The organism is Amycolatopsis bullii, assembly GCF_014654205.1.
GTDB classification, from domain to species: Bacteria; Actinomycetota; Actinomycetes; order Mycobacteriales; family Pseudonocardiaceae; genus Amycolatopsis; species Amycolatopsis plumensis.
The window spans coordinates 161,639-185,777 of the sequence record NZ_BNAW01000006.1; the positions used below are offsets into that span (position 1 = coordinate 161,639).

Sequence of the window (24,139 nt, forward strand, 5' to 3'; positions counted from 1 at the left end):
GTGGGCAAGGGCGCGCGCAAGAAGGGTCCCAAGCAGGCGTCGGACCGCAAGCCGAAGGTGCGCGACGTCTTCGTCGGCCAGCCGTTCGAGGGGCTGGCGGCGGAGCCCGAGCTGATCGCGCTGCGCGAGTTCGTGCCGTCCGCGACGGCCCAGCTCACCCTCGCCGACGGCGGTGACGTCACCCTCGGGACCGTGCTGCCCATGGCGGCGGCCGCGTTCGTCCGCTCGGACGGCCGGCGCTACCTCGGCCTGCAGGTGCAGACCCGCTCGTCCGACATCAGCCGGGACCTCGGCCGGTCGCTGAAGTGGCTGCTGGACGCCAAGGAGGGTGACGTCCTCGGCGTGCCGGACACCACCACCCCGCCGTCCGCCGACGAGCACGCGCGGCTCCAGGACCTGCTGACGCCGGGCGCCGAACTCGACGTCACGCTGCACACGGACTTCGGCTGGTGGCTGCCCGAGGACGCGGACGCGACCGGTGACGTCGCCGTCTCCCTCGAGCGCGCGAACGCCGCGATCATGCCCACCGAACGGCTCGGTTCGGGCGCCTACTGGGTCCTCGCCGGCGAGAAGGCGCACCTGCGCTGGGTCCGGCCGGAGCCGGAGAACCTGCTGCTCCAGGCCCTCGCCCGGCTGTCCGCGGCCGGCGAGCTCGGCCTCGGCGAGGGCTCGCGCTACGCGGGCTCGTTCCGGGCGCACGGCCTGCTCGTCCCGGTCTGGGACCTCGACCCCGAAGCCCACGCCCGCGAGTGGGCCGAAGCCAAGGAGGCTCTCGGCGCCCGTCTCGAGACGGCGTTGAAGTCCCTCGACGACGAGCCGCTGAACGCGACCGAGCGGCGGGCGCGCGACGGCCTCATCGGCCGGCAGCTGACCCTGCGCTGATCCTCATCGAGCGGGTGCCGTGGCGGAAAGCCGCCACCCACTCGATGAGCGTTCAACCAGGCCTTATGTGGCGCACGAGACACCGCCGCCGGATCGCGGCGGTGGGACGATTCCCTGTGTGATACTCCACATCTGCGGGGCGGCCGAGTGGGCCGAAGTGGGCGAAGGCGGCGAGTACCGCGATCCTTCCCTGGAGGAAGTCGGGTTCATCCACTGCTCCGACTTCGGCACGGTGAACCTGCCGGCCAACATCCGGTTCCGGGGCCGCACCGATCTGGTGCTGCTCGAAATCGACCCGGCGAAGGTCGAAGCGCCGGTCCGCTGGGAAGACGGCCTGCCGCCGCACCCGGAGGGGATCTGGTTCCCGCACGTCTACGGGCCGATCCCGCACGCGGCCGTCGTCGGCGTGCACGAATTCCGCGAGTCCGAAGGCGGCGGTTTCCGGCTGCCCGACTCGCTCGCCCACCGCTGACGTGGGCAGATCATCACCCGGCCGAGCGATCACGAACTCGGCCGGGAACGCGGGCAACCTGAGGGGGCTGTGATGCGTGTTGGGGAGGAAAGCGAGCCGGTTTCCGGCTACCCGACCCCGATGGGAGGCGATACGGTGACCGCTGCGGCACCCGTCTTCACCGGGGGAGAAACCTGGGTGACCAGCGCAGGCCGAGGGAGGGCCGCGACTTTGCCTGGCGACTTCGTCGACTTCGGCGACTTCGTGCAGGCCACCTTGCCGGGCTTGCTGCGCTACGGCCACGCGCTCACGGGCAATCCGCACGACGCGGCGGACCTGGTGCAGACCGTGCTGGAGAAGATCGGCTCGCGCTGGACGTACGTCCACGAGAAGACGGGCGACCCGCTGGCCTACGTCCGCCGGTCGATGGCGAACGCGCACGTGAGCCGCTGGCGCCGGACGCGCCGCGAGAACCTCGTCGCGGACCTGCCGGACACCCGCCCGCACGTGCCGGCCGATCCGTTCGAGCACGAGCCGCTGTGGCGTGCGTTACGAACGCTGCCGCCGAGACAACGTGCCGTCATGGTGCTGCGTTACTACGAAGGTCTCTCGGAAGCGGAGATCGCCGGTGCCCTCGGAATCACCCAGGGCACCGTCAAGAGCCAGGCCAGCAAGGCGATCGCGTCATTGCGGATGAAGCTGAAGTCGGCCGACGAAGGCGAAGGGAGTGGTGCGGGTTGAACATCTCCGAGGACGAACTGGAGCAGCGCCTGCGCGCCCTGTTCGCCGACGAGCGGCTGGACCTGCCGCCGCCGCCGGACGCCGGCACGGCCATCGTCATCGGTGCGCGACGGCGGCGTCGTCGCCGGCACACCGTGCAGGCCGTGGCCGGGGTGGCGGCCGCCGTGGTCGCCGTCGCCGGGGGGCTGACCATGGTCCGGCTCCACACCGAGGACGGCACCGCGGCGATCTCCGTCCCCGGCACCGGAGGCCACACCAAACCACCCGAGAACCTCACGCAGGGCCGGTCACCGGAGCCGTCGGCACCCGGGCCGACCGGAACGCAGAGCATCCGGGATTCCGCGCCGCCGGGAGTGCCGACGTCACCACCGCCGTCGCCGCGGCCATCGTCCGTCTCGACGCCGTCCACGCTCGCTGCCGTGACCAGCGGACCGCTGCTCGCGGCCGATGGCTTCGGCAAGCTCAAGCTCGGCATGTCCGAGGCCGACGTGGCCGCGCAGGCCGTCACGCTCAGCAACGCGCAGGCCGGGGCGGGTTGCACCGTCTACAAGGCACAGGGCAACGGGGTCCCCGCGTCCGCGAGCGTCGTCATTTCGAAGGCGGCCGGGCTCGTCGCCGTCACCCCGGACGTGGCCGCGCACACCGCCGAGGGCATCGGCGCCGGATCCACGAAGGACCAGATCCTCGCCGCCTACCCCGCGGCCAAGGAAGGAGCCGGTGGCGTCGTCGCCCCGGCCGGGGCCGCCGCCGAATACCGCTTCCGGCTCGGCGAGACCGGAGTCGTGCAGACGAGCCTGGCGAGCGCCACCCAGGACTGTGCCAGCTGAAAGACGGGCCGGCCGAACAGCGAAACCCGGGCTGTCCACAGGGGGAGAGCCCGGGTTTCGCGCTTCGCGGTGGGTCAGAGCTTGCCGCCGGCCACCGGCGGCATCTGCGAGTCGGTGCCGTCGTCGCCGACGGACTCGCGGGCCAGGTGGTTCTCGACCTCGAACAGGTTGCCGTTCGCGCGCTTGACGACGTTCAGCAGCGTGTTCATCTGGGAGATCTCTTCGACCTGCTCCTTGAGGAACCACTGAATGAACTGCTCGCTGATGTAGTCCTCTTCGGCGCGGGCGGCCTTGGCCATCGCGGAGATGTCGGCGGCGACCTCCTTCTCCTGCGCGAGCGCGAGCTCGATCAGCTCGGTGACGCCGGAGAAGTCGTTGCGCACCTCGCCGGTGCCGGGGATCTCGACGTGGTGGTCGCGGTCGAGCATGTACTGCACGAGCGCCATCGCGTGGTTGCGCTCCTCGACGGACTGCTTGTAGAAGTGCTTCGCCAGCTGCGGCAGGTCCTCGGCGTCGAACCACACCGCGAGCGCGATGTACTGCTGGGACGCGTTGAACTCGTTGTGGATCTGCGCCTGCAGCAGTTCGTAGAACTTCGAGCGCGGTTCTTTCTTCTTGGTGAGGGCCATGCAGACCAGAATAGATCAAGATTGGCGAGAATTCCACTCGGGACTGGTGATCCGGGCCCTATTAGGGTTACCATTCCTAAAGAAGACTCACCTTATTTAAGTAAGCCTTCCCTAAATGCGTGCGCCATTTAGGGAAGGCTTCCATTACAGCGGATCGCGGCGGACCGGGCAGGACATGCACCGCGGCCCGCCCCGGCCGGAGCCGAGCTCGGACCCCGCGATCGGCAGCACCTCGATGCCGGCCGCTTCCAGCCGTTCGTTGGTTTCGACGTTCCGCTCGTAGCCGACGACCACGCCGGGCGCCAGTGCGAGCGTGTTGTTGCCGTCGTCCCACTGCTCGCGTTCGGCCGTCACCGGGTCGAGGCCGGTGTCGATGACGCGCAGCCGGTCGATCTCCATCGCCTCGGCCGCGGCCGTCAGGAACGGCGCCGGGCCGGCCACCTTCACCCCGCCGTCGCCGGTGGGGCGCAGCGTGAAGGCCGTCAGCATGTCGCGCGCGAGCGGGTACATCACCACGGCGTCGGCGTCGACCATCGTGCACACCGTGTCCAGGTGCATGGTCGCGCGGGACTGCTCGATCGGCACCGCCAGCACGGTGTGCGCGATGCCGTCGGCGAACACCGACCGGGCGAGCGACTCCGCGCCGGCCGCCGTCGTCCGCTCGCCGACGCCGATGGCGAGCACGCCCGGCGCCAGCAGCATCACGTCGCCGCCTTCGATCGGTGCCGAATGGGCGCCGTACGCGCGGGCGGCGTGGCGGAACTGCGGGTGGTAGGCGTAGATCAGGTCCAGCACCGCGGTCTCGCGGCGGCGCGCGGGCATGTTCAGCGACGAAACCGCCACCCGGTCGGCGATCCACACGGACGAGTCGCGGGTGAACAGCAGGTTCGGCAGCGGGTCGACGGCGAAGTCGTGCGGGTGGTTCATCATCCGCACCAGCGACGCGCCTTCCGACGACGGCAGCTCCTCGAACGTCATGCCGGCCATCAGCACCTCGGCCAGCCCGGCCGAGGAAACGCCGGACAGGTGCGACCGCAGGGAGTCGGCCAGGTCGCCGCCGAGCCGCCGGTCGTCGACCGCCGCGTGCACGCCCGCCGCGTGGGCCCGGTCGTCCTCCAGCGCCGTCCGGAGGGCGTCGGCCAGCAGCAGGACCTCGACGCCGCGGCTGCGCAGCACGTCGGCGAACGCGTCGTGCTCGTCCTGGGCCCGGTCGACCCACGGGATGGAGTCGAACAGGAGCTGGTCGTTGTTGCGGGGCGTCAGCCTTTTGAGCTCGTTGCCGGGCCGGTGCAGCAGCACCGCGCGCAGGGGTCCGACTTCGCTGTCCACCCGGGGAGGTGTCGTTTCGTCGATCACCCCCCGAGCCTACTCAGGGCAACCACGAAACGTGCCCCTTGAGCAGCGAATATCCGACGAACGACACGAAGTCGAACAGCGTGTGCGCGGCGACCAGCGGCCACAGCCGGTTCGTCTTCTGCCACAGCCGCCCGAACACCAGTCCCATGATGAAGTTCCCGACGAACCCCCCGAAGCCCTGGTACAGGTGGTACGACCCGCGCAGCACGGCCGCGCCGAACACCGCGGTGTTCTCCCGGACGCCGAGCTGGCGCAGCCGGGTCAGCAGGTAGCCGATGACCAGCACTTCCTCGGCGAAGGCGTTGCCGAACGCCGAGAGCGTCAGCGTGATCGGCCGCCACCACGTATCGCCCAAAGTGGACGGTTGCACGGCCAGGCTGAACCCGAGGTGGTAGGAGACGAAGTACAGCGCCAGGCCGGGAATGCCGATCAGGGCGGCGAGCACGACGGTCAGCAGCGCGTCCCGGCCCGGTGACCGCCGGTCCAGGCCGATCTGCGCGACTTTGACGCCGGCGCGCCACAGCAGGTAGAGCCCGAGCGCGCCCCAGCCGACCAGCTGCGCCGCCGAGAGCAGCTGCTTGAGCAGGTCGATCAGGCTCGCCGCGGCCTGCGGCACGTTCAGCTGGGTCTGCTGCTGGGCCAGCGGCACCGGCTGCAGCAGCGAGTCCACAAGGGACAGCAGGCTGCGCACGCCGGACAGGCCCAGCGTGATCCCGAAGACGATCAGCAGCTCGAGCTTGATCGCGCGGCGCTCGGCCGGGTCCTCGATCGTCCCGGGGAACTCGGGGCGGGCCGGGGCCAGCCACGATCGCGCGGTGAACGTCATGGACGCACGCTACCTTCGGGGTATGCCGAGGAGCATCGCCACCAACGAAACCGTCGACCGCGCCGCGCTGGTCGAATTCCTGTCGACCCGCCACCGCGCGATCCTGCTGACCACCAAGGCCGACGGCGGCCCGCAGCTTTCGCCGGTCACGTGCGGCGTCGACACCGAGGGCAGGCTGGTCGTCTCGACCTACCCGAAGCGCGCGAAGGTCGTGAACGTCAAGCGCAACCCGCAGGTGTCGGCCTGCATCCTGTCCGACGAGTGGAACGACCAGTGGGTGCAGCTGAACGGCACCGCCGAGGTGCTCGACATCCCGGACTCGGTCGAGCCGCTCGTCGAGTACTTCCGCGCCATTTCCGGCGAACACCCGGACTGGGACGAATACCGCGAGGCCATGGTCAAGCAGGGCAAGAGCATCATCCGCGTGACGATCGAGAGCTGGGGTCCGATCGCGAAGGGCGGCTTCCCCGCCGAACTAGCCTGACCGCCCGCGCAGGAACGGGCAGCCGACCAGCCGGCGCAGCTCCGACGCGAGCTGCGCCGGGCTGTCGACGGACTTCGAGAACGCCAGCCGCACGTCGTGGTCGCCGGTGTCGGACTCGACGCGCAGCCGCAGCCCGAACCGGTCGAGCCCGAGCGGGCGGATCCGGCCGCCGCGCAACGCCGGCGGCAGGTGCTTCGCCAGCTGCTCGACGACGTCGGAGTGGTCGCTTTCCAGGTGCCGCAGCCACTGAGCCTCGTAGTCGTGGAACGGGTCGGGCGGCGCCGCGCTGAACATGTGCGGGCGCAGCGAATGCGTGCCTTCGGCGTCGGCGAGCACGAGGGACGCCGGGGTCAGCCGCAGCAGCGTGACGCCGTGGCCGACGTCGAGGAGCCGTTCGTCCGGCCGCGTCTCGGCGATCGCCACCGCCCGCGCGCGGGCCGAAACCGGCGACAGCGGCCGCAGCCAGCCGGTGATCCACAGCAGCCCGCGGATCGGTTCCCGCAGGTCGACCGGGGCCTGGTCGGCGATTTCCACCATCACGGCCAGCTCGCCGCGATGGGTCTGCTTCGCCGCGCGGACCATCGGGTGGTCGTCGGGCAGCAGCACGCTGACGCTGCCGCTGTGGTACACGTGGTGCAGGATCGGCACGACGCGCTCGCCGCCGGAGTCGGCGCGGTCGCAGGTCGGCAGCAACGACGCGGGGCCGTTGCGGGTCGCGATCGTCTTCGCGCGCTCGGCGGGATTCGGCGCCGGCGGGCGGCGGACGGATGTCGGGGCCTCGGTCACGGCTCACCTCCTACTTAGGTGAGCCTAACCTGAATCCGACGGTCTGGGTAGTCGTGGCGCGCACGTCCCACCCGCTGATCGGCACATCCGGTAACGCCGGTGCCCACTTTGCCGAAAAGCGGTTAACAACCCGACCCCCTGGGGGTTCCGCGTGCCGATCGTCCCGTTCCCCGAGCGCGTCCGCGCTTTCGAACTCGACCCCGCCATGCCGTCCGGGGCCCTCCCGATCTTCGGCGAGTACCTCGACCGCCTCGGCCGCAACGCCGCCAACCAGCGGCTGCTGTCCTGGTTTCTCCTGGCGTTCGGCGTCGCCCAGTTCTTCACCGGCGCCGGGGTGGTGCTGCCGGTCGGCATCCTCGCGCTGGTGGGCTCGGTCGAGGCGTGGTGGCGGTACCGCGCCTACGTCCGCGTGCCCGACACCCGGCTGAAACGCGAGGCCTTCCGGCAGGTCGACATCGCCGCCGACGGCCTGGTCGCCGCCGGGCGGTCGGTCGGGGTGCGGCTGCCCGACGGCCGCTGGCTGCGCGTCCGGCTCGACGAGCCCTACCGGCTGCTGCTGGCCGCGCACCGGCGGGTGTGGCTGCTCGGCCGGGGGCCGAAGGTGTTCGTCGGGTTCCCCGGTGTGATGCGGGTCCGCCGCGCCCGCATCTTCGACGCGCCCCCGGTGGACGCGGCCGTCGTGCCACCCGCGGCGGGGACGTATTCGCCCCGGCTCGACCCGGTGCTGGCCGCACACCGGCTCCGGATCGCCCGCGACCACCGCGCGCTGGCCGCGTTCCTGCTGGTCCTCGCCGGGTTCGCGGGCTGGGTCCGGCTCGACTTCCCGGCCACCGGCTGGATCACCTGGACGCTCGCGGGCGCGGCCCTGCTGACCGCGCTGGTGGCGGCGGCCCGGTCGATCGCCTACCACCGCCCCCTCCCGGCCGACCACTGGACGGAGCTGCGCGCGGTCCTGGACGGTCCGGTCCGCATCGGTCCCCGCGGCGCCCGGTTGAGCGGCTTGACGATGCTCGCGGACGGAACGGTGATCGGCTTCCGCATGCCCACGGCGGACCCTTCGATGGCGGCGAACGTCGCGGCCACCGGCCGGCTCTGGATAGCGGGCGTCCCCCGCCCCGGCGGCGCGACGGCGGGCGTGCCGGGCTACCCGGTGCTGGGCACGGTCTGGCTCGGCTGAACCGGCGTCCGGTCGTGACGGGGCAGCAGGAGCGGCGTCGCCAGCACGAGGACCCCGGCGATCCCGATCGCCCAGCGCGGGCCGGTGAAACCCGCGAGCACACCCCAGAGCGCGGTCAGCGTGGCGATCGACGCCTTCGTGCTGACCGACCACGCCGACAGCGTCCGCGCGACGCGGTCCGCCGGGAGCTGCTCGAGCCGGTAGGTCGCGAGCACCGGGTTGAACACGCTGCAGCTGACGATCAGGCCGAGCTCGACGGCCATCACGTACGCCAGCCCGCCGGTGCCGGGGATGAAGGCGAGCGCGAGCAGCCAGCAGGCCCGGACCGTGCCGGCCGTGACCAGGACGCGGTGCCGCCCGAACCGCGCCACGAGCCTCGGGGTCAGCCGTGAGCCGGCGAGCCCGCCGAGGCACGGGACGGCGAACGCGAGCCCGTACTGCCACGGCGTGAACCCGAGCTGGTTCAGCATCAGCACGGCGAGCAGCGGCTCGGTGCCCATGATCAGCCCGTTGAAGAGCAGGACGTTGCCGAACAGCGGCCGCAGTCCCGGGTGCTTCAGCACGAACCGCCACCCGTCGGCCAGGTCCCGCGCGCGCAGCCGGGTGGTGGTCCGCGGGCGGGGTTCGCCCCCGCCGATCGCCCGGATCCCGAGCGCGGAGAGCAGGAAGCTGACGGCGTTGGCGGCCACCGAGGTCACCGGCCCGAACAGCGCGAACGCGGCCCCGCCGAGTGGCGGTCCGAGCGCGGTGGCGGTCCAGTTCGTGGCCTCGAACCGGCCGTTCGCGACGAGCAGGTCTTCCGGGGGCACCAGGCCCTTGAGGAAGGCACCGCTCGCGGAGGTGAAAGTGATGTCCGCCGCGGCGACGACCACCGAGACGGCGAGGAGCTGGCCGAAGCTCAGCACCCCGAGTGCGTAGGCGGCCGGCACGCTGACCAGCGCGGCGAACCGGACGAGGTCCATGGCGATCAGCACCGGCCGCTTGCGGCGGTGGTCGACCCACGGCCCCAGCGGCACGGCCACCAGGGCCCCGACGGCGGGCCCGACCGCGGCCAGCGCCGAGACGGCCGTGGGCCCGGCGTGCAACACCAGGATCGCGAGCATCGGGAAGGCGCCGAAGCCGAGCCACGTCCCGAACGCGCTCACCGCGTAAGCCGACCAGAGCCACCCGAACCGCGGCCCCAGCGACCGCCCGCGCATCACGTCGGAGATCAAAGCCGGGAACGGCCGCGCGCGGCAAACAACCGACGCGGCGGCGAGCCACAACGCCGCGTTGTGAATCTAGAGTCGGTCGTCGTGGACCTCGACGCCGTGCGCACCTTCGTCGCCGTGGTGGAGGCGGGCCGGTTCCAGGACGCCGCCACCGACCTGGCGATCACGCAGCAAGCCGTGTCGAAGCGCATCGCCGCGCTGGAGAAGGTGCTCGGGGCGCGGCTGTTCACGCGCACCGCCCGCGGCGCCGTGCTGACCGGGGACGGAACGGCCTTCCTGCCGCACGCCCGCGAGCTGCTGGCGGCCGAGCTGCGTGCGCTGGCCTCGGTGCGCAGCGGGCCGCTCCGGGTCGACGTCATCGGCAGGCGGCTGTGCCCGGCCACGTTGCTGCGCGAGTTCCACGAGGCCCACCCGGACGTCGCGCTGGAGGTCGCGACGCTCTTCGACACCGCGATCGGGGCGATCCGGGAGGGCTCGATCGACGCGTCGTTCCGCGCGGTCGTCACGCTGCCCGAGGACCTGGACGCGCAGTGGGTGCTCGACGAGCCCATCCAGCTGTTGTGCGGCCCCGCGCACCCGCTGGCGGAATCGTCCTCGGTGACGCCGGCCGAGCTGGCCGGGCTGCGGATCCGGCTGCCCGGCGTGGTCCCCGGAACCGAGTGGGGCGCGTACTACGCCGAGTTCGCGGCCGCGTTCGGCCTGTGGATCGACGCCGCCGGGCCGAACTTCGGCATCGAGGTGGTGCTGGACACGATCGCGGCGTCGGGGGAGGTGGCGACGTTGCTCGGCGCGGGCAGCCGGGTGTTGTGGCCGCCCGGGCACGACCTGCGGCGCGTGCCGATCGAAGACCCCGTGCCGGTGTACCCGCATTCGCTGGTGTGGCGCCGGGGCAACGCGCACCCCGGGCTCACGGCGCTTCGGCGTCACCTCGCGAAGAGCGAGCGCGTCGCCGGCGCGTGGCGGCCGAGCTGGGCCGCCTAACCCAGCGGCTTCCGCGTCGCCTGCTCGGTTTCCAGGACGCCCTGTCGGATGCCCTCCAGCTGGTCGCTCAGCTCCCGCACCGCGCCGGTGTCCACCGCGACGTCCGTCGTCGCCGCCGTCAGTTCCGCCACCCTGGCCACCAGGCTGTCCAGGCCGAGCGCGCCGGACTGCAGCTGGGCCAGCAGCTTGTCCCGGGCGCCGGACAGCCGCGTGTGCACGTCCGCCTGGGCCTGGACCGCCGTCAGTGCCTGCTCCAGGTCACCGCGCACCTCCGGCCGGGCCGTGCGCAACTCGCGCTGCAGCCGGCGCCGTTCGTGCGCGACGGCGTCGAGGTCGACCCTCGCCAGCGCCTGGCCGGTCGCCGAAGCGCGGCCCGCCAGCCGCTGCAGCGTCGACAGCGTCTCGCGGACCACGGGCTCCATGTCCGCGACGCGCTCGGCGAGCGGGCCGGACGCCAGCGAGCCGCTCAGCGACGCGAACCCGTCCGCCGCGGCCGACGCCCGGTGCAGCCACGTCTCCTCGGCCGACCCAGGCGTGACGTCCGGCAGCCGCGCTTCACGCGGGGGCGGTTCCTTCTCGCGGGTGGCCACCGCCACGCCCGCCCACGCGGCGAGCACCGCCACGCCGACTCCGACGGCGGCGACGACCGGCAGCTGCACGGCCCACGCCACCCCGGCCGACGTCGCGGCGAGCAGCAGCCCCCACGGTTCGGCGAGCTCACGGGCGAACTTCATGTCAGAAATTGGAGATCACGGAGGTGAAGACCTGGTTGATCGAGTCCGGTTTGGACGAATCGTACTCCGATCCCGCGGTCGCTTCCGCGATCTGCTTCAGCACGTCCTGGTCGGCGTCCGAGCCGTAGGCGATGGTGAACAGCCGGACCGCCTCCGCGTTGCCCTCCGGTCGCAGCTGCGGCAGCAGGTGCTCGAGGTCGACGCCGCCGGAGTCCTCGTTGCGGCCGTCGGTGAGCACCACCACCGCGTTGATCGCCGTCGGGTCCAGGTGGGCGTTCAGGTACTCGTACGCGGCCAGCGACGAGTCGTACAGCCCCGTGCCGGACTGGGGCGTCAGCCCGCTCAGCCGCATGGCCAGGGTCTCCTTGCCGCTGGTCCCGAGCGCCTGGACCGGGAGCAGCTCCTGGTAGTCCTTGTCGCCGTCGAGGTGGGCCGAGAACTGCCAGAGCCCGACCTGGTCGCGGGGCACGAACTGGCCGAGCGAGTCGATCGCGGCCTGCTTCGCCAGGTCGATCTTGCTCTTGCCGGTGCCCTTCACCTCCTCGCCCATCGAGCCTGAGACGTCCACCACGAGCAGCACGTTCGCCTTCTTGCGCAGGTCGGTCCACGACGTCAGCAGCTTCGACAGCACCGACGGCGACGGCGGCCGCAGGAAACTGATCTTCGCGTCCGGCTGGACGCCGTTGGCGGGCGTCGCCTGCGGTCCCGGCTTGCCGTCGAACGACCGGAAGCCGAGGGCGGCGAACTTCGCCTGGGTCTCGTCCTGGCGCAGGTAGCCGAGGAAGTCCGCAGCGATCTGCTTGCGCGTCTGATCCGCCCAGTTGAGCGTGACGAACGGGTGGTCGGAGTTCAGCGTCCCGTCGCCCGGGTAGATCGCCACCAGCGGTACCTTCGGCGGCCCGTGCTGCCCGACCTTGGCCGGGTCGTTCGTCGGGTTGCCCTGGTTGTAGCCGATCAGCGAGTTCTCCTCGACGGTGACCGCCGAGATGTACGACAGCGCGGCGCCCTTGTCGTCGGCCTTCTGCAGGTTGGTCAGGAAGGTGAGCGTGGTGTCGCCGTAGTGCACGATCGCCTGCTCGATGTTCGTGACGAACTGCTTCGCGTCCGGCTTCTCCAGCGCGGCCGCGGTGAGGTCGGACGACGTGCCGGTGGCCGCGTAGTAGGCGCCGATGGTGGCGTTCAGCCCGGACGTCGAGATGGTCGGGTTCGTCTTGCCCAGCCGGAACCTGCCCCACTCCGGGTGGCCGTACTTCGCCCAGCCAGCCGGGTCGGTGGCCAGCCCGGCGAGGTCCTTCCAGCCGATCGATTTACCGGGCCAGCCCAGCGCCTCGGCCATCGGCTTCGGCATCGCGACGACCAGCGGCGCGTTCGCGACCGAGGGCGCGTCGCCGTCCGGCACGAGCGAGCCGGTGTCGCCCTTCGCGTTGACCCGCAGCAGGTTGACCCAGCCGCTCGCGGCCGGCGTCCAGACGTCCGGGCGCGGCCCGTCGGCGGCTTCGTTCCAGCCGTTCGCCAGCGCCTGCATCGCCACGCCGGACGACTTCGATTTCACGATCACGTCGACGCAATGGCCCGCGACCGACCGTCCGGAGTAGGCCTTCGCGGCCTCTTGGACGATTCCGGCCTTCTCCGGAGAAGACGCGACGGTGAGCGCGATCGCGTCCGAGCCCGAGCACTTCGGCGCGTCGGCTTCGTCGCTCGAGCTGCTGGTCCAGTACCGGATGCCGATGATCAACGCGATGGCGACCACGATCGCGGCCAGGAACGGGAGAATCTTTCTCCTGCGCCGCGTTGGTTGGGAATTGATCATCGAATCCTCCCCGTTCCGCCACCCGGAAGTTCATTATCCGGGCGCCGGAACGGGGAAGGGGACGGTAATTCCGAAACTTGACTAGGACTTAGGGCCGCGGCGCGACCACGTCCACGCGTAGCCCGGGTCCTCGGACGCATCGGCGGCCTCGCCGAGCTCCAGCGGCGCGAACGTGTCGACCATGACGGCCGTCTCGTCGAAGAACTCCGCGCCGATCGACGCCTCCGCCGCGCCCGGCTGCGGGCCGTGCGTGAAGCCGGACGGGTGCAGCGAGAGCGAGCCGATCCCGATTCCGGAGCCCTTCCGGGCCTCGTAGTTGCCGCGCACGTAGAACATCAGCTCGTCGGAGTCGACGTTCGCGTGGTTGTACGGCACCGGGATCGCGCCTTCGTGGTAGTCGACCTTCCGCGGGCAGAAGGAGCAGACCACGAAGTTCGGGCCCTCGAACGTCTGGTGCACGGGCGGCGGCTGGTGCACGCGGCCGGTGATCGGCTCGAAGTCGTCGATGTTGAACACCCACGGGTAGAGGCAGCCGTCCCAGCCGACGACGTCGAAGGGGTGCGTCGCGTACGTGTAGCGGGTCAGCCCGGCGCGGTGCCGCACGAGCACCTCGACGTCTTCGCCGTCCTCCAGCAGCGGCTCCTCGGGCCCGCGGATGTCGCGCTCGCAGTACGGCGAGTGCTCCAGGAACTGCCCCTTGGCGGACAGGTAGCGCTTCGGCGGGCCGATGTGGCCGCGCGCCTCCAGCGTGAAGAGGTTGACTTCGCCGTGGGGGACGACCCGGTAGGTGCACGACGTCGGGATGACGACGTAGTCGCCGTCGCCGACCTCGAGGCGGCCGTAGATCGTCTCGAAGGTGGCCGAGCCGCCGTGGACGTAGAACAGCTCGTCGCCGGCCGCGTTGCGGTACAGCGGGCTGGGCGCGGTGGCCGTGACGAACCCGATGGTGACGTCGTTGTTGCCGAACAGGCGGCGGCGGTCGGTCACCGCGTCGGCCTCGCCGCCGAACTTGAGGTCCTGGGTCTTGAACGCCCGCGGCTTGAGCGGGTGGTTCGGGGTGAGCGACCCGCGGTCCTCCTCGACCGCCACCGCGTCGACGATCGCCGTCGGCAGGCCGCGGTGGTAGAGCAGGGCCGAGTCCGCGGAGAAGCCCTCGACGCCCATCAGCTCTTCGGCGTAGAGGCCGCCGTCCGGCTTCCGGAACGCGGTGTGCCGCTTGTGCGGGAGCTCGCCTACTCGCCGGTAGTAAGGCATCGACGTCCCCTTCTGACGTGTCCGTTGTGCGAACGATTTTGTCCTCATGTCGTACGCTACTAGCGTGTCAGTCGTGTCAAGCGCTGTGGAACTCACGCCCCCCGGCCCCCGTGGAATTCCTCCCCTGTTCGCGAGGCTCGTCGACGACTCGGCGCTGTTCCCTCCGGTCGGTGCGGCCATGCCCGAAGCGCTGCGTGCGCACTTCGCCAGCCGGGACTCCGAACACGCCGGTGTACTGGGGGTTTTCCTCTGCCAGGCGTCGCGGCTGCCCGAGCTCATCACCGAGCTGATCAAGATCAAGCCGAAGCAGCCGCTGCCGCTTTCGCTGATCATCGACACCGGCCTCGGCGGCGTCCCGAAGGCCATCTCGATCGTCGAATCGCGCAGTGAGCTGCTCGCGCTGCGGATGGTCGAGATGCCGGCGCCGTCGGACGTCGACGAGGTCTGGCTGGAGCGCGTCTCGGAGTTCGTCCCCGAGGACGTCATCCGGGTGGTCGAGCCGCGGCGCGGCGTCGGCTGGCTCGACGGCGTCCGCAAGGTGATCGAGCACGGCAGCTGGCCGAAGATCCGCTGCGGCGGCCAGGCGGGCGAGAACTTCCCCAGCGTCGACGAGGTGGCGGACTTCCTCGCCGTCGTCAGCGGGTCCACCGGGGCGTCGTTCAAGGCGACGAACAGCCTGCACCGCGCGGTCCGGCACACCGACCCGGACACCGGGTTCGTGCACCACGGCTTCCTGAACCTGCTCGTGGCCTCCGCGCGCAGCCTCGCCGGCGGCGACGTCCGCGGGGCGCTGGAGTCGACCGACGCCCAGGCGCTGGCCGACGAGGCCCGTGCGCTGTCCGAGCCGGCCGCGAAGGCCGTGCGGGCGCTCTTCGCGTCCTACGCCGCGGCGTCGTTCGAGGAGCCGGTCGCCGACCTGGGCGAACTCGGCTTGCTGTGACCAGCCGGGAGGGGTCGCTGACGCTCGACCGGGGCTTGGCGCTGCTGCAGGCCGTGGCCGACGCCGGTGGCGACGCGGCGACCATCTCCGAACTGGCCGTGGCGATCGGGGCCAGCCGTGCGGCCGTCTACCGGCTGCTCGTGCCGCTGTCCGAGCGCGGGCTCGTCTGGCGTGACGGCACGAAGGTCCGGCTCGGCGTCGGGCTGCTGCGGCTGGCCGGACAGGTGCTCCCGCAGCTGCGGGACGCCGCCGGCCCGGTGTTGCGCGAGCTGGCCGAGAAGGTCGGCGCGACCGCGCACCTGTCGGTCGCGCAGGGGACGCAAGCGCTTGCGGTGGCCGTCGTCGAGCCGTCGTGGACCAATTTCCACGTGGCCTACCGGGTGGGCAGCCGGCATGCGCTGACCGCCGGCGCGGCCGGAAAGGCGATGTCGCTGCGGCCGGGCGGCGACGGCTGGGTGACGTCGGCGGGCGAGCTCGAGGCCGGGGCGTCCGGCGTCGCCGCGCCGGTGCGCGGGGTGCCGGGGCTGCGGGCGAGCGTCGGCGTCGTCTCGATGGAGCCGCTGAAGGCGGCCGAGGTGGGTCCTCAGGTCGTTCTGGCCGCCACCCGGCTCGCCGACATCCTGAAGACGGACGGTTAACGCCGCGAAACCGCCACCAGCGGCCGGACCATCGTCAGCAGCAGGGCGACGTCGACGGTGAACAGCAGGCGCTCGAACAGGCCGAGCGTCAGCGTGAAGACGAACCCGCCGAGCACCACGCCGACGGCCGCGAGGCTCGCCGTCGCCAGGCGCCGGATCGTCGTCCGGCGAGGCTCCCAGGGGCAGCGCTCGCGGTTCTTCTTCGTCAGCACGAAGGCGGCCGTGGGCAGGGCGATGAACGCCGTCAACGCGGCGACGTTGTGGACCTGCCCGGCGAGCGACCGCGCCTGGCCGTCCGGGTCGACGGGCACCAGGCCGCACACGAGCAGCCCGGCCGACCAGACCCCGAGCAGCACGCAGACGGCCGTGGTGCCGGGACGGTGGGCCTTCGCGATGCCGGCGAGCAGCGCCACCGAGCCGAGGGACAGCGCCAGGCACATGACGCTGAACAGTGGAGCGGCCGAGGACGTGCCGAGCTTGCCGTAGACGTACTCCGACAGCGTCTGCCAGATCGGGCTGACCTGGCCCGACAGCCGCAGGTGCAGGTCGATCGAGATGGCCACGGCGACGCCGATGCCGCCGAGCGCGACCCGGCCGTGCAGCGGCGAGACGGCGTGCGAGTTCACCTGGTGCTCTCCCTTTCGTTTCCGAAAGGTTACCGGGCGAACCTGTGAAAGATCGGTCAGAAGGCCAGTTGGACCAGGGCGAACGTCGCGAACCCGGCGAACGCGAACCCGGCGCAGCGCTGGATCAGCTTCGGCTTGATCCGGCTGCGGATCTTCGCGCCGATGAACACGGCGAGCCCGGCGACCACGACGAGCGCGGTGAAGGCGCCGACGCCGACGGCGAACGGGTTGCCGATGCGGGCGGCGAGGCTGGCGGTGGCGAGCTGGGAGGCGTCACCCCACTCGGCGGCGAAGAGCACACCGAAGGACGTCATCGCCGAGCGCGTGAAGGACAGCGGCGAGGGGCCGGTGCGCGAAGCGTCTTCGCCTGCTTCGTCGGCTTTGCTGAATCCCTCGCGGAGGAGCATGAAAGAGCCGAGGCCGAACATCGCCGCGACGACCAGCGAAAGGACAACGTCCGGTAACAGCGTCAACACGCTGCCGAACGCGACCGCTATGACGCATTGCACGGCGAACGCGGCGCACACCCCGGCGAAAACCGGCCAGCCGCGGAAACGGGTGGTCAGGACGAGGGTGGCGACGAGCGTCTTGTCCGGCAGCTCCACGGCGAGGACCAGGCCGAACGCGCTGATCAGCGCCACCATAGCGGCAGTCATGAGTATTGTTTCGCCCCTTTCACTGCAACGATAAAGGGGAGTTCGGGAAGTGTGCAAGCAGATGGCTTCCGCGAAATTGCCGGATCGGCGGCCATGAAATTGACGTCGAGGGGTGTCGCACAAATTTCTTCGGCATGCCTGAATTTCGGTTGTGGCCTGCGGTAGGTTCACCGGCATGGGGTCACGGGCGCGGGCTGCGCAGGTCGAAGAGGTCATCCGCCGGGTGGAAGCTCACTACGTCTTCCCGGACGTCGCCGAGAAGCTGGTGAAGCTGCTTCGCGCGCGTCTCGACGAAGGCGCGTACGCGAACCTCGACGACGCGGAATTGGCGACGGCCGTCACAGCGGACCTGCAGTCGGTGAACGACGACAAGCACCTGCGGCTGCGTCACCACGTCGACCCGGTGGCCGAGGACGGTGACGCGGAGCACGCCTCCGAGGACTTCCGGCGTTCCGCCGAGCTGGAGAACTTCGGGATCGCGGCGGTGCGGCGGCTGCCGGGCAACGTCGGCTACCTCGACACGACCATGCTCTACCCGATCGGCCTCGCGGCGCAGTCGTTCGCGGCGGCGATGACGCTGGTCGCGCCGGCCGACGCGCTGCTGCTCGACGTCCGGCGCAACCGCGGTGGCGACCCGGAGACCAGCGCGTTCCTGCAGAGTTACCTCGTCGACGAGCGGACCCACTACCTCGACTTCTATGAGCGCGACGGCGACCGCGTCACCCAGATGTGGACGCTGCCGTACGTCCCGGGGCCGAAGTTCGGCGGCACCAAGCCGATCTGGGTGCTCACCGGCCCGGTGACGTTCTCCGGTGGCGAGGACCTCGCCTTCTCGCTGCAGCGGCAGGGCCGGGCGAAGACCGTCGGCGAAGTGACGCGCGGCGGCGCCCACCCCTGCGACCGGTACAAAGTGGACACCTACTTGGACGTGACCGTGCCGATCGCCCGCTCGTACGACCCGAAGTCGGGGGAGAACTGGGAAGGTTGCGGCGTGTCGCCGGACGTCCCGGTCGCCGCGGACCAGGCGTTCGACACGGCGTACGCGCTGGCCCTGCGGCACGTCCTCGAGCTGGGTGAAGAGGGCCCGCGGCGGGTCGTGGCGGAGGAGGCGCGGAAGGCGCTCGACCAGCTGTAGGACGTTGGTCCCGCCGCGAACGGGACCAGTTGATCTGGCCGCGTCACCAGGCCCGGAGCACGCTGGACCACGTGGAGGTCCTTGAGCTAGCGCGGTGGCAGTTCGGCATCACCACCGTCTACCACTTCCTGATGGTCCCGCTGACCATCGGGCTGTCGATCCTGGTCGCGGCGATGCAGACCCGCTGGGTCCGCACCGGTGAGCTGCGGCACCTGAAGATGACCAAGTTCTGGGGCAAGCTGCTGCTGGTCAACTTCGCCATGGGCGTGGTGACCGGGATCGTGCAGGAGTTCCAGTTCGGGATGAACTGGAGCGCGTACTCCCGGTTCGTCGGCGACGTCTTCGGCGCGCCGCTGGCGATGGAGGGGCTGGTCGCCTTCTTCGTCGAATCGACGTTCCTCGGACTGTGGATCTTCGGCTGGGACCGCCTGCCGAAGAAGGTCCACCTGGCGTGCGCGTGGGCGTTTTCGCTGGCCACGATGGCGTCGGCGTACTTCATCCTGGCCGCGAACTCGTGGATGCAGCACCCGGTGGGCGTGACGTTCGAGAACGGCAAGCCGACCATGAACTCGATCTGGGCGGTGCTGACGAACAACACGGCGCTGGCCGCGATCCCGCACACCCTGGCCGGCGCGTTCTCGGTGGCGGCGGCGTTCCTGGTGGGCGTCGCGGGCTGGCACCTGTGGCGGCGCGGCTCGGATCAGGACGTCTGGCGCTCGTCCCTGCGCCTCGGCGGCTGGGTCGGCGTGGCGGCGTTCGCCGTCCTGGCGATCACAGGTGACGCGCAGGGCAAGCTGATGTTCGAGCAGCAGCCGATGAAGATGGCGTCGGCGGAAGCGCTGTGCCACACGGAACAGCCCGCGAGCTTCTCGATCATCGCGATCGGCGACGTGTCGGGCGCGAACTGCGAGGACGTGAAGACGTTCAACGTGCCCGCGTTGCTGTCGTTCCTGGCGCACAACGACTTCACGACCGAGGTCAAGGGCGTGGAGAACCTGGTCACGGAATACCAGGCCAAGTACGGCACGAACTACCCGGACGACCCGGCGCTGGGGTCGCTGGCGGGCAAGCCGATCGACTACGTGCCGAACCTCCCGGTGACGTACTGGGGCTTCCGCATGATGATCGGCTTCGGCGCGGTCTCGGCGGGCATCGGCGTCCTGGCCCTCTGGCTGACCCGCCGCGGCCGCGTCCCGACCGCCCGCTGGTTCCCGCTGCTGGTCCTCGGCGGCATCGCGACGCCGTTCCTGGGCAACAGCGCGGGCTGGATCTTCACCGAGATGGGCCGTCAGCCGTTCGTGGTGGTCCCCAACCCGACGGGCGTGGACGGCGTGTGGATGTTCACCGCCCAGGCGGTGTCCCGGCTGACCACGGGCGAGGTGTGGACCTCGTTGATCGCCCTGACGACGGTGTACGCGGCCCTCGGCGTGGTGGAGGTGTTCCTGATGCGCAAGTACATCCGCGGCGGCGTGGACGCGGTGATGCCCCCGCCGCAGAAGGACTCCGATGAGGCTGAAGGCGACACGCTCGCCTTCGCGTACTGAGGAGGTCACGATGACAAAACCCCAGCTCAGCGGCTATGCAACGGCCCCTGTCTTACCAAAGACAGCCCCCGCCCTTCCCGGGGGGCGTCCCCGAACCCAGTGTATCGGCTCGATCACTCTCCAGGGTTACCCACAGCAAATCTGTGGACAACTCGACCCGTTGTGGATAACTCATCGCAACCGGGCCGCGGAAGGCGGGACCCGATGACCCTCGCAATCGTCTGGTTCGCCGTCATCGCCTTCTTCTGGCTCGGCTACCTCTTCCTCGAAGGCTTCGACTTCGGCGTCGGCATGCTGCTGCCCGTCCTCGCCAAGGACAACACCGAGCGGCGCGTCATGGTCAACACCATCGGGCCGGTCTGGGACGGCAACGAGGTCTGGCTCATCGTCGCCGGCGGGGCCATGTTCGCCGCCTTCCCCGCCTGGTACGCGGGCCTGTTCTCGGCCGCCTACCTGCCGCTGCTGCTCGTGCTGCTCGCCCTCATCGGCCGCGGCGTCGCCTTCGAATACCGCGGGAAGGTCGACTCCGACCGCTGGCGGCGCAACTGGGACCGGGTCATCACGGCCGGCTCGTGGATCCCGCCGCTGGGCGTCGGCCTCATCCTCGCCACCACCGTGCTCGGCCTGCCGCTCGACGCAGACGGCAACCGCGTCGGCTCCGCGTTCGCCGCCGTCCGCTGGGACACCCTGCTCGGCGCGGTCGCGATCGCCGCCTTCTCGATCACCCACGGCGCCGCGTTCCTCGCCCTCAAAACCAGCGGTGACCTGCGGGAACGGGCGCGCACGTTCGCGCTGAGACTGCTGCCGGTCGCCATGGTGCCGATGGTCGCGTTCCTCTCGGTCGTCCAGTGGCGCGCTGGGACATTGTGGACGCTGCTCTCGTTCGGGATCAGTGCTCTCGCTGCGGCCGTCGCGTGGCTGCGGCTGCGGGCCGACCGCGACGGGCAGGCGTTCGCCGCGCTCGGCGTCGTCATCGCCGGGGCCGCGGTGGTCATGTTCGGCTCGCTGTTCCCGAACGTCCTGCCGTCGACCCTCGACGCCGCCAACACGCTGACCATCGAGGGCGCCGCATCGAGCCCGTACACGCTGACCGTGATGACCTGGGTCGCCGTCTTCGGCGCCCCGGCGGTGCTGATCTACCAGGGCTGGACGTACTGGGTGTTCCGCAAGCGGATCGGCACCCAGCACATTCCGGCGGTTCACGCACCATGAGCAAACTTCCCGGACGCGTCACCCTTCTCGCCTCGGAGTCCACAGTGGACTCGGCGCGGCCGGGAAAGGGCCCGCTCGGCGCGCTGCCGGCCCTCGTGCCGGCCGTGCGCCGGGCGCTGGCCCTGGTGGGATTCCTCGCCTTCCTCAACGCCGCCGCGCTGGTGGCACAGGCATTCCTGCTCGCCGACGTCCTCGCGGCGATCGTCGGAGCAGGTTCCGGGGGACGCACCGCCCAGCTGGCCGCGCTGCTCGCGCTCGTCGCGACGCGCGCGCTGACCGGCTGGGCGGTGCGCACGGTCTCCGCCCGCGCCGCCGCGACCGCGCAACGCGAGCTGCGCACCAAGGCCGTCGACCACGCGCTGCGCCTGGGTCCCGAGTGGATCGCCCAGCGCGGCCACGGTGAGCTGACCGCGCTCACCACCCGCGGCCTGGACGCGCTCGACGCCTACTTCCGCGAGTACCTGCCTGCCTTGGTGACGGCGGCCGTCGTGCCCCTCGGCGCCGGCGCGGCGATCCTGTTCGCCGACTGGCCGTCCGGCGTCATCGTCGCGCTGACCGTCCCGCTGCTGCCGATGTTCGCCATCCTCGTCGGCAAGTACACCGCCGACCGCGTCGCCGGCGCGACCGACGCGACGCACCGGATGTCCGAGCGGCTCCTGGAACTCGTCCGCGTGCTGCCGGTGCTGACCGCGTTCCGCCGCGCCGCGGCGCAGGCCGAAACCGTCCGGCGGCTGTCCGAACGCCACCGCCGCGCGACGCTCAAGACGTTGAAGGTCGCCTTCTCCTCGGCGTTCGTGCTCGAACTGGTCGCGACGCTGTCGGTGGCGCTGGTCGCGGTCGTGATCGGCGTCCGGCTCGCCGGCGGCCACCTGCCGCTGGCCATCGGGCTCGGCGTGCTGATCCTCGCGCCGGAGTGCTACCAGCCGCTGCGCGCGGTCGGCGCCGCGTTCCACGCGAGCGAGGACGGCGTCGAAGCGGTCCGGCGCGTCGCCGACCTGCTGGCCCTCCCGGTGCGCGCCGAAGGAACCGCGACGCCGGCTCGCGGCGAACTGCGCGTGTCGTCCCTGCGCGTTGCGCGCCGCGACGGGTTCGCGCCGGACGGCGAGTCGTTCTCGGTCCGGCCGGGCGAGACCGTCTGGCTCCGCGCCCCGAGCGGCGGCGGCAAGTCGACGACGCTCTCGGCCCTGCTCGGCTTCGTCCCGGCGCACGACGGCGCCATCACGGTCGGCTCGACCGACCTCGCCGACGCCGACCTCGCGCGCTGGCGCGAGCAGGTCGCCTGGGTGCCGCAGTCGCCGGTGTTCACGGGCGGGACGGTCCGCGACGAAGTGGGTGCCTCCGGCACGGTGCTCGCCGAACTCGGGCTGGCCGGACTCGAGGACCGGCCGGTTTCCCAGCTGTCGCTGGGGCAACGCCAGCGCGTCGCCGTCGCCCGGGCGCTGCACCGGGTGCAGCGCGGTGCCTGGCTGCTGCTGCTCGACGAGCCGACGGCGCACCTCGACGAGGCCAGCGCGCGCCTGGTGCTCGACGCGGTGCAGCGCGCCGTCGACAACGGCGCCGCGGCGATCATCGCGGCCCACGAGCGCACGGCGGCCGTCGACTTGCCGTCCGACGTCACTGCTCCCACCGATACGTCCACAGTGGACTCCTCGGGCGCGCCGCTGAAGTGGCGCGCGCTTCTCGACGGACGGCTCTTCGGCGGCGCCGCGCTGGGCGCGCTGGCGCTGCTGGCCGGGGTCGCGCTGACGGCGACGTCGGGCTGGCTCATCGCCAAGGCGTCCCAGCAGCCGCCGATCCTCACGTTGACGGTGGCGGTCGTCGGTGTCCGCGCGTTCGGCCTCGGCCGCGCGGCGCTGCGGTACGTCGAACGGCTGGTCACGCACGACGCCGCGTTCCGCATCGCCGGGCGTCTCCGCGTGCGCCTGTGGAATTCGCTGGTCCGCCTCGGGCCGGCACGTGGCCTGCGCGCGGGTGAGGGCCAACGCCGGCTGGTCGGCGACGTCGACACCGTGCGCGACCTCCTGCCGCGGGTGGTGTCGCCGTTGCTGGTGGTGACGCTGGTCGCGGCCGGGGCGATGGCCGTGCAGACGTGGGTGCTGCCCGCCGCCGGGTGGACGCTCGCGGCGGCGGTGGCACTCGGGCTGTGCGCGCCGTGGGTCGCCCTGCGTGCCGAGCGCCGGGCGACGTCGGCGCTGGCGGACGGCCGTCGCGAGGTGGCCTCGCGAGTGCTGGTGATGTTCGAAGCGGCGGCGGAGCTGCTCGCCTTCGGTACGGCTCGTGAACACCGTCGAGCCCTCGCGGACGCTGACACCCGCCTGGTGACGCAAGCGCGTCGGCAGGCGTTCGGCGCGGGCGCGGCAGAGGCGCTGGTCACCCTGGCCTGCGGCGCGGCTGCGGTCATCAGCACTGCGCTCGCTGCGACGGCGGTGGCGAGTGGACGGCTCGATCCGGTCCTGGCGCCGCTGCTGGCCCTGGTGCCGCTCGCGCTGGCGGAGGTCTTGGCGCTGCTCCCGCCGGTGGCGCAGCACTGGGACACGCTGGACCGCGCCCGTCGCCGCCTCGCCGACGTGCCGGAACGGCCCTCGCCGGTGCCGGGAACGGCGGTTGCGCTGCGGGGAGCGGACCTCGGCTGGCCGGGCGGACCGGTGGTGCTGCACGACGTCGACATCGAGCTCGCACCGGGCACGTACACGGCGGTGGTCGGCCCGAGCGGCGCGGGCAAGTCGACGCTCGTCGCGGCGTTGCTGGGGTTCCTCGCGCCGCGGCGTGGGGTGGTCACCGTGCCGGAGGGGGTGGCTTGGGCCCCGCAGGAGCCGATGCTCGCGGCGACGACGATCGCCGAGAACCTCCGCCTGGCCCGCCCGGCGGCGACGGAGGAGGAGCTGCGTTCGGCGTTGCGCGGCGCGGCGCTGACCGACGTCTCGCCGGAGACGGTGCTCGGCAGCGGCGGCAGCGGACTGTCCGGCGGCCAGGCCCAGCGGGTGGCGCTGGCGCGGGCGTTGCTCGGGGCGTCGTCGGCGGGGCTGGTGCTGTTGGACGAGCCCACCGCGCACCTGGACGAGGAGACGGCCCGAGTTGTCCGGGCGCACCTGCGTGAGGCGCTGGCGGGCCGGACGGTGGTGCACGTGACGCACCGCGCGGACGAAGCGGACGGAGCGGACGTGGTCCTCGAGCTCCGCGACGGCCGGGTCGTCACCCGGGTGCCGGTGCCGTGATCGATTCCGGCTGTGTCCTTGCCG

The 24,139-nt window shown here is 71.6% G+C and carries 23 protein-coding genes; 13 read left to right on the top strand and 10 right to left on the bottom strand.

What is annotated here, in order from left to right; genetic code table 11:
• From IE317_RS10705 to IE317_RS10720, 4 genes are all read left to right on the top strand, one after another.
• Nucleotides 1-882: a DUF5926 family protein gene (locus IE317_RS10705; protein ID WP_191308835.1), complete on the top strand. Its 882-nt coding sequence runs from the start codon at nucleotides 1-3 to the stop codon at nucleotides 880-882.
• A gap of 118 nt (nucleotides 883-1,000) precedes the next feature.
• Nucleotides 1,001-1,354, top strand: a complete 354-nt coding sequence (locus IE317_RS10710; protein ID WP_191308837.1) for a DUF952 domain-containing protein — start codon at nucleotides 1,001-1,003, stop codon at nucleotides 1,352-1,354.
• A 210-nt stretch (nucleotides 1,355-1,564) separates the two neighbouring features.
• Complete coding sequence (locus tag IE317_RS10715; RefSeq protein WP_191308839.1) at nucleotides 1,565-2,074, top strand: SigE family RNA polymerase sigma factor; 510 nt, start codon at nucleotides 1,565-1,567, stop codon at nucleotides 2,072-2,074.
• The gene (locus IE317_RS10720) at nucleotides 2,071-2,901 is read left to right on the top strand and encodes a hypothetical protein (RefSeq protein ID WP_191308842.1); all 831 of its coding nucleotides are present in this window, start codon (nucleotides 2,071-2,073) and stop codon (nucleotides 2,899-2,901) included. Before IE317_RS10715 ends, IE317_RS10720 begins: the two co-directional genes overlap by 4 nt.
• A 74-nt stretch (nucleotides 2,902-2,975) precedes the next feature.
• Here the strand turns inward: IE317_RS10720 and IE317_RS10725 are convergent, their stop codons facing one another.
• From IE317_RS10725 to IE317_RS10735, 3 genes are all read right to left on the bottom strand, one after another.
• Entirely contained in the window at nucleotides 2,976-3,530 is a 555-nt protein-coding gene (locus tag IE317_RS10725; protein ID WP_191308844.1) for a ferritin, read from the bottom strand.
• Between the two features lie 144 nt (nucleotides 3,531-3,674).
• Entirely contained in the window at nucleotides 3,675-4,859 is a 1,185-nt protein-coding gene (locus IE317_RS10730) for an arginine deiminase (RefSeq protein ID WP_191309132.1), read from the bottom strand.
• A gap of 40 nt (nucleotides 4,860-4,899) precedes the next feature.
• A complete protein-coding gene (locus IE317_RS10735; protein ID WP_191308847.1) occupies nucleotides 4,900-5,712 on the bottom strand; it encodes a CPBP family intramembrane glutamic endopeptidase in 813 nt (270 codons plus the stop codon).
• Nucleotides 5,713-5,734: 22 nt separating this feature from the next.
• Between IE317_RS10735 and IE317_RS10740 the strand changes: the two genes are divergently transcribed.
• Entirely contained in the window at nucleotides 5,735-6,196 is a 462-nt protein-coding gene (locus IE317_RS10740; protein ID WP_191308850.1) for a PPOX class F420-dependent oxidoreductase, read from the top strand.
• Here IE317_RS10740 and IE317_RS10745 read toward each other — a convergent pair.
• A complete protein-coding gene (locus IE317_RS10745; RefSeq protein WP_191308852.1) occupies nucleotides 6,188-6,982 on the bottom strand; it encodes a DUF2470 domain-containing protein in 795 nt (264 codons plus the stop codon). The genes IE317_RS10740 and IE317_RS10745 overlap by 9 nt on opposite strands.
• A 151-nt stretch (nucleotides 6,983-7,133) precedes the next feature.
• On the opposite strand from IE317_RS10745, the gene IE317_RS10750 reads away from it, so the two are divergent.
• A complete protein-coding gene (locus IE317_RS10750; RefSeq protein WP_191308855.1) occupies nucleotides 7,134-8,159 on the top strand; it encodes a hypothetical protein in 1,026 nt (341 codons plus the stop codon).
• On the opposite strand, the gene IE317_RS10755 is transcribed toward IE317_RS10750, so the two are convergent.
• Complete coding sequence (locus IE317_RS10755) at nucleotides 8,126-9,361, bottom strand: MFS transporter (RefSeq protein WP_229902630.1); 1,236 nt, start codon at nucleotides 9,359-9,361, stop codon at nucleotides 8,126-8,128. The genes IE317_RS10750 and IE317_RS10755 overlap by 34 nt on opposite strands.
• A gap of 93 nt (nucleotides 9,362-9,454) precedes the next feature.
• On the opposite strand from IE317_RS10755, the gene IE317_RS10760 reads away from it, so the two are divergent.
• The gene (locus IE317_RS10760) at nucleotides 9,455-10,351 is read left to right on the top strand and encodes a LysR family transcriptional regulator (protein WP_191308857.1); all 897 of its coding nucleotides are present in this window, start codon (nucleotides 9,455-9,457) and stop codon (nucleotides 10,349-10,351) included.
• Here IE317_RS10760 and IE317_RS10765 read toward each other — a convergent pair.
• The 3 genes from IE317_RS10765 to IE317_RS10775 form a co-directional block, all read right to left on the bottom strand.
• Entirely contained in the window at nucleotides 10,348-11,085 is a 738-nt protein-coding gene (locus IE317_RS10765) for a hypothetical protein (RefSeq protein ID WP_191308859.1), read from the bottom strand. The two genes, IE317_RS10760 and IE317_RS10765, sit on opposite strands and share 4 nt — an antisense overlap.
• Nucleotide 11,086: 1 nt before the next feature.
• Entirely contained in the window at nucleotides 11,087-12,895 is a 1,809-nt protein-coding gene (locus IE317_RS10770; protein ID WP_191308861.1) for a substrate-binding and vWA domain-containing protein, read from the bottom strand.
• 81 nt (nucleotides 12,896-12,976) lie between these two features.
• Complete coding sequence (locus tag IE317_RS10775; protein ID WP_191308863.1) at nucleotides 12,977-14,149, bottom strand: homogentisate 1,2-dioxygenase; 1,173 nt, start codon at nucleotides 14,147-14,149, stop codon at nucleotides 12,977-12,979.
• An 85-nt stretch (nucleotides 14,150-14,234) separates the two neighbouring features.
• On the opposite strand from IE317_RS10775, the gene IE317_RS10780 reads away from it, so the two are divergent.
• Nucleotides 14,235-15,089 (top strand): hypothetical protein, encoded by an 855-nt coding sequence (locus IE317_RS10780; protein ID WP_268246867.1) that lies wholly within the window; start codon nucleotides 14,235-14,237, stop codon nucleotides 15,087-15,089.
• On the top strand, nucleotides 15,086-15,727 hold the full coding sequence (locus IE317_RS10785) for an IclR family transcriptional regulator (RefSeq protein WP_191308867.1): 642 nt from the start codon (nucleotides 15,086-15,088) through the stop codon (nucleotides 15,725-15,727). The genes IE317_RS10780 and IE317_RS10785 overlap by 4 nt, the downstream gene beginning before the upstream one ends.
• On the opposite strand, the gene IE317_RS10790 is transcribed toward IE317_RS10785, so the two are convergent.
• Nucleotides 15,724-16,353, bottom strand: coding sequence for a DUF998 domain-containing protein (locus IE317_RS10790; protein ID WP_191308869.1), 630 nt, complete (start codon nucleotides 16,351-16,353; stop codon nucleotides 15,724-15,726). The genes IE317_RS10785 and IE317_RS10790 overlap by 4 nt on opposite strands.
• Nucleotides 16,354-16,409: 56 nt before the next feature.
• Nucleotides 16,410-16,997 carry a TMEM165/GDT1 family protein gene (locus IE317_RS10795; protein ID WP_191309136.1) on the bottom strand — a complete coding sequence of 196 codons (588 nt, stop codon included), beginning with the start codon at nucleotides 16,995-16,997 and terminating at the stop codon, nucleotides 16,410-16,412.
• Between the two features lie 187 nt (nucleotides 16,998-17,184).
• Between IE317_RS10795 and IE317_RS10800 the strand changes: the two genes are divergently transcribed.
• The 4 genes from IE317_RS10800 to cydD all read left to right on the top strand — a co-directional run bounded on the left by IE317_RS10800 (nucleotide 17,185) and on the right by cydD (nucleotide 24,115).
• Nucleotides 17,185-18,144 carry a S41 family peptidase gene (locus IE317_RS10800; protein WP_191308872.1) on the top strand — a complete coding sequence of 320 codons (960 nt, stop codon included), beginning with the start codon at nucleotides 17,185-17,187 and terminating at the stop codon, nucleotides 18,142-18,144.
• A 71-nt stretch (nucleotides 18,145-18,215) separates the two neighbouring features.
• A complete protein-coding gene (locus IE317_RS10805) occupies nucleotides 18,216-19,688 on the top strand; it encodes a cytochrome ubiquinol oxidase subunit I (RefSeq protein ID WP_191308874.1) in 1,473 nt (490 codons plus the stop codon).
• Nucleotides 19,689-19,892: 204 nt separating this feature from the next.
• Complete coding sequence (gene cydB, locus IE317_RS10810; protein WP_191308876.1) at nucleotides 19,893-20,900, top strand: cytochrome d ubiquinol oxidase subunit II; 1,008 nt, start codon at nucleotides 19,893-19,895, stop codon at nucleotides 20,898-20,900.
• The gene (cydD, locus tag IE317_RS10815) at nucleotides 20,897-24,115 is read left to right on the top strand and encodes a thiol reductant ABC exporter subunit CydD (RefSeq protein WP_191308878.1); all 3,219 of its coding nucleotides are present in this window, start codon (nucleotides 20,897-20,899) and stop codon (nucleotides 24,113-24,115) included. The genes cydB and cydD overlap by 4 nt, the downstream gene beginning before the upstream one ends.
• The last annotated feature ends 24 nt before the right edge of the window (nucleotides 24,116-24,139 follow it).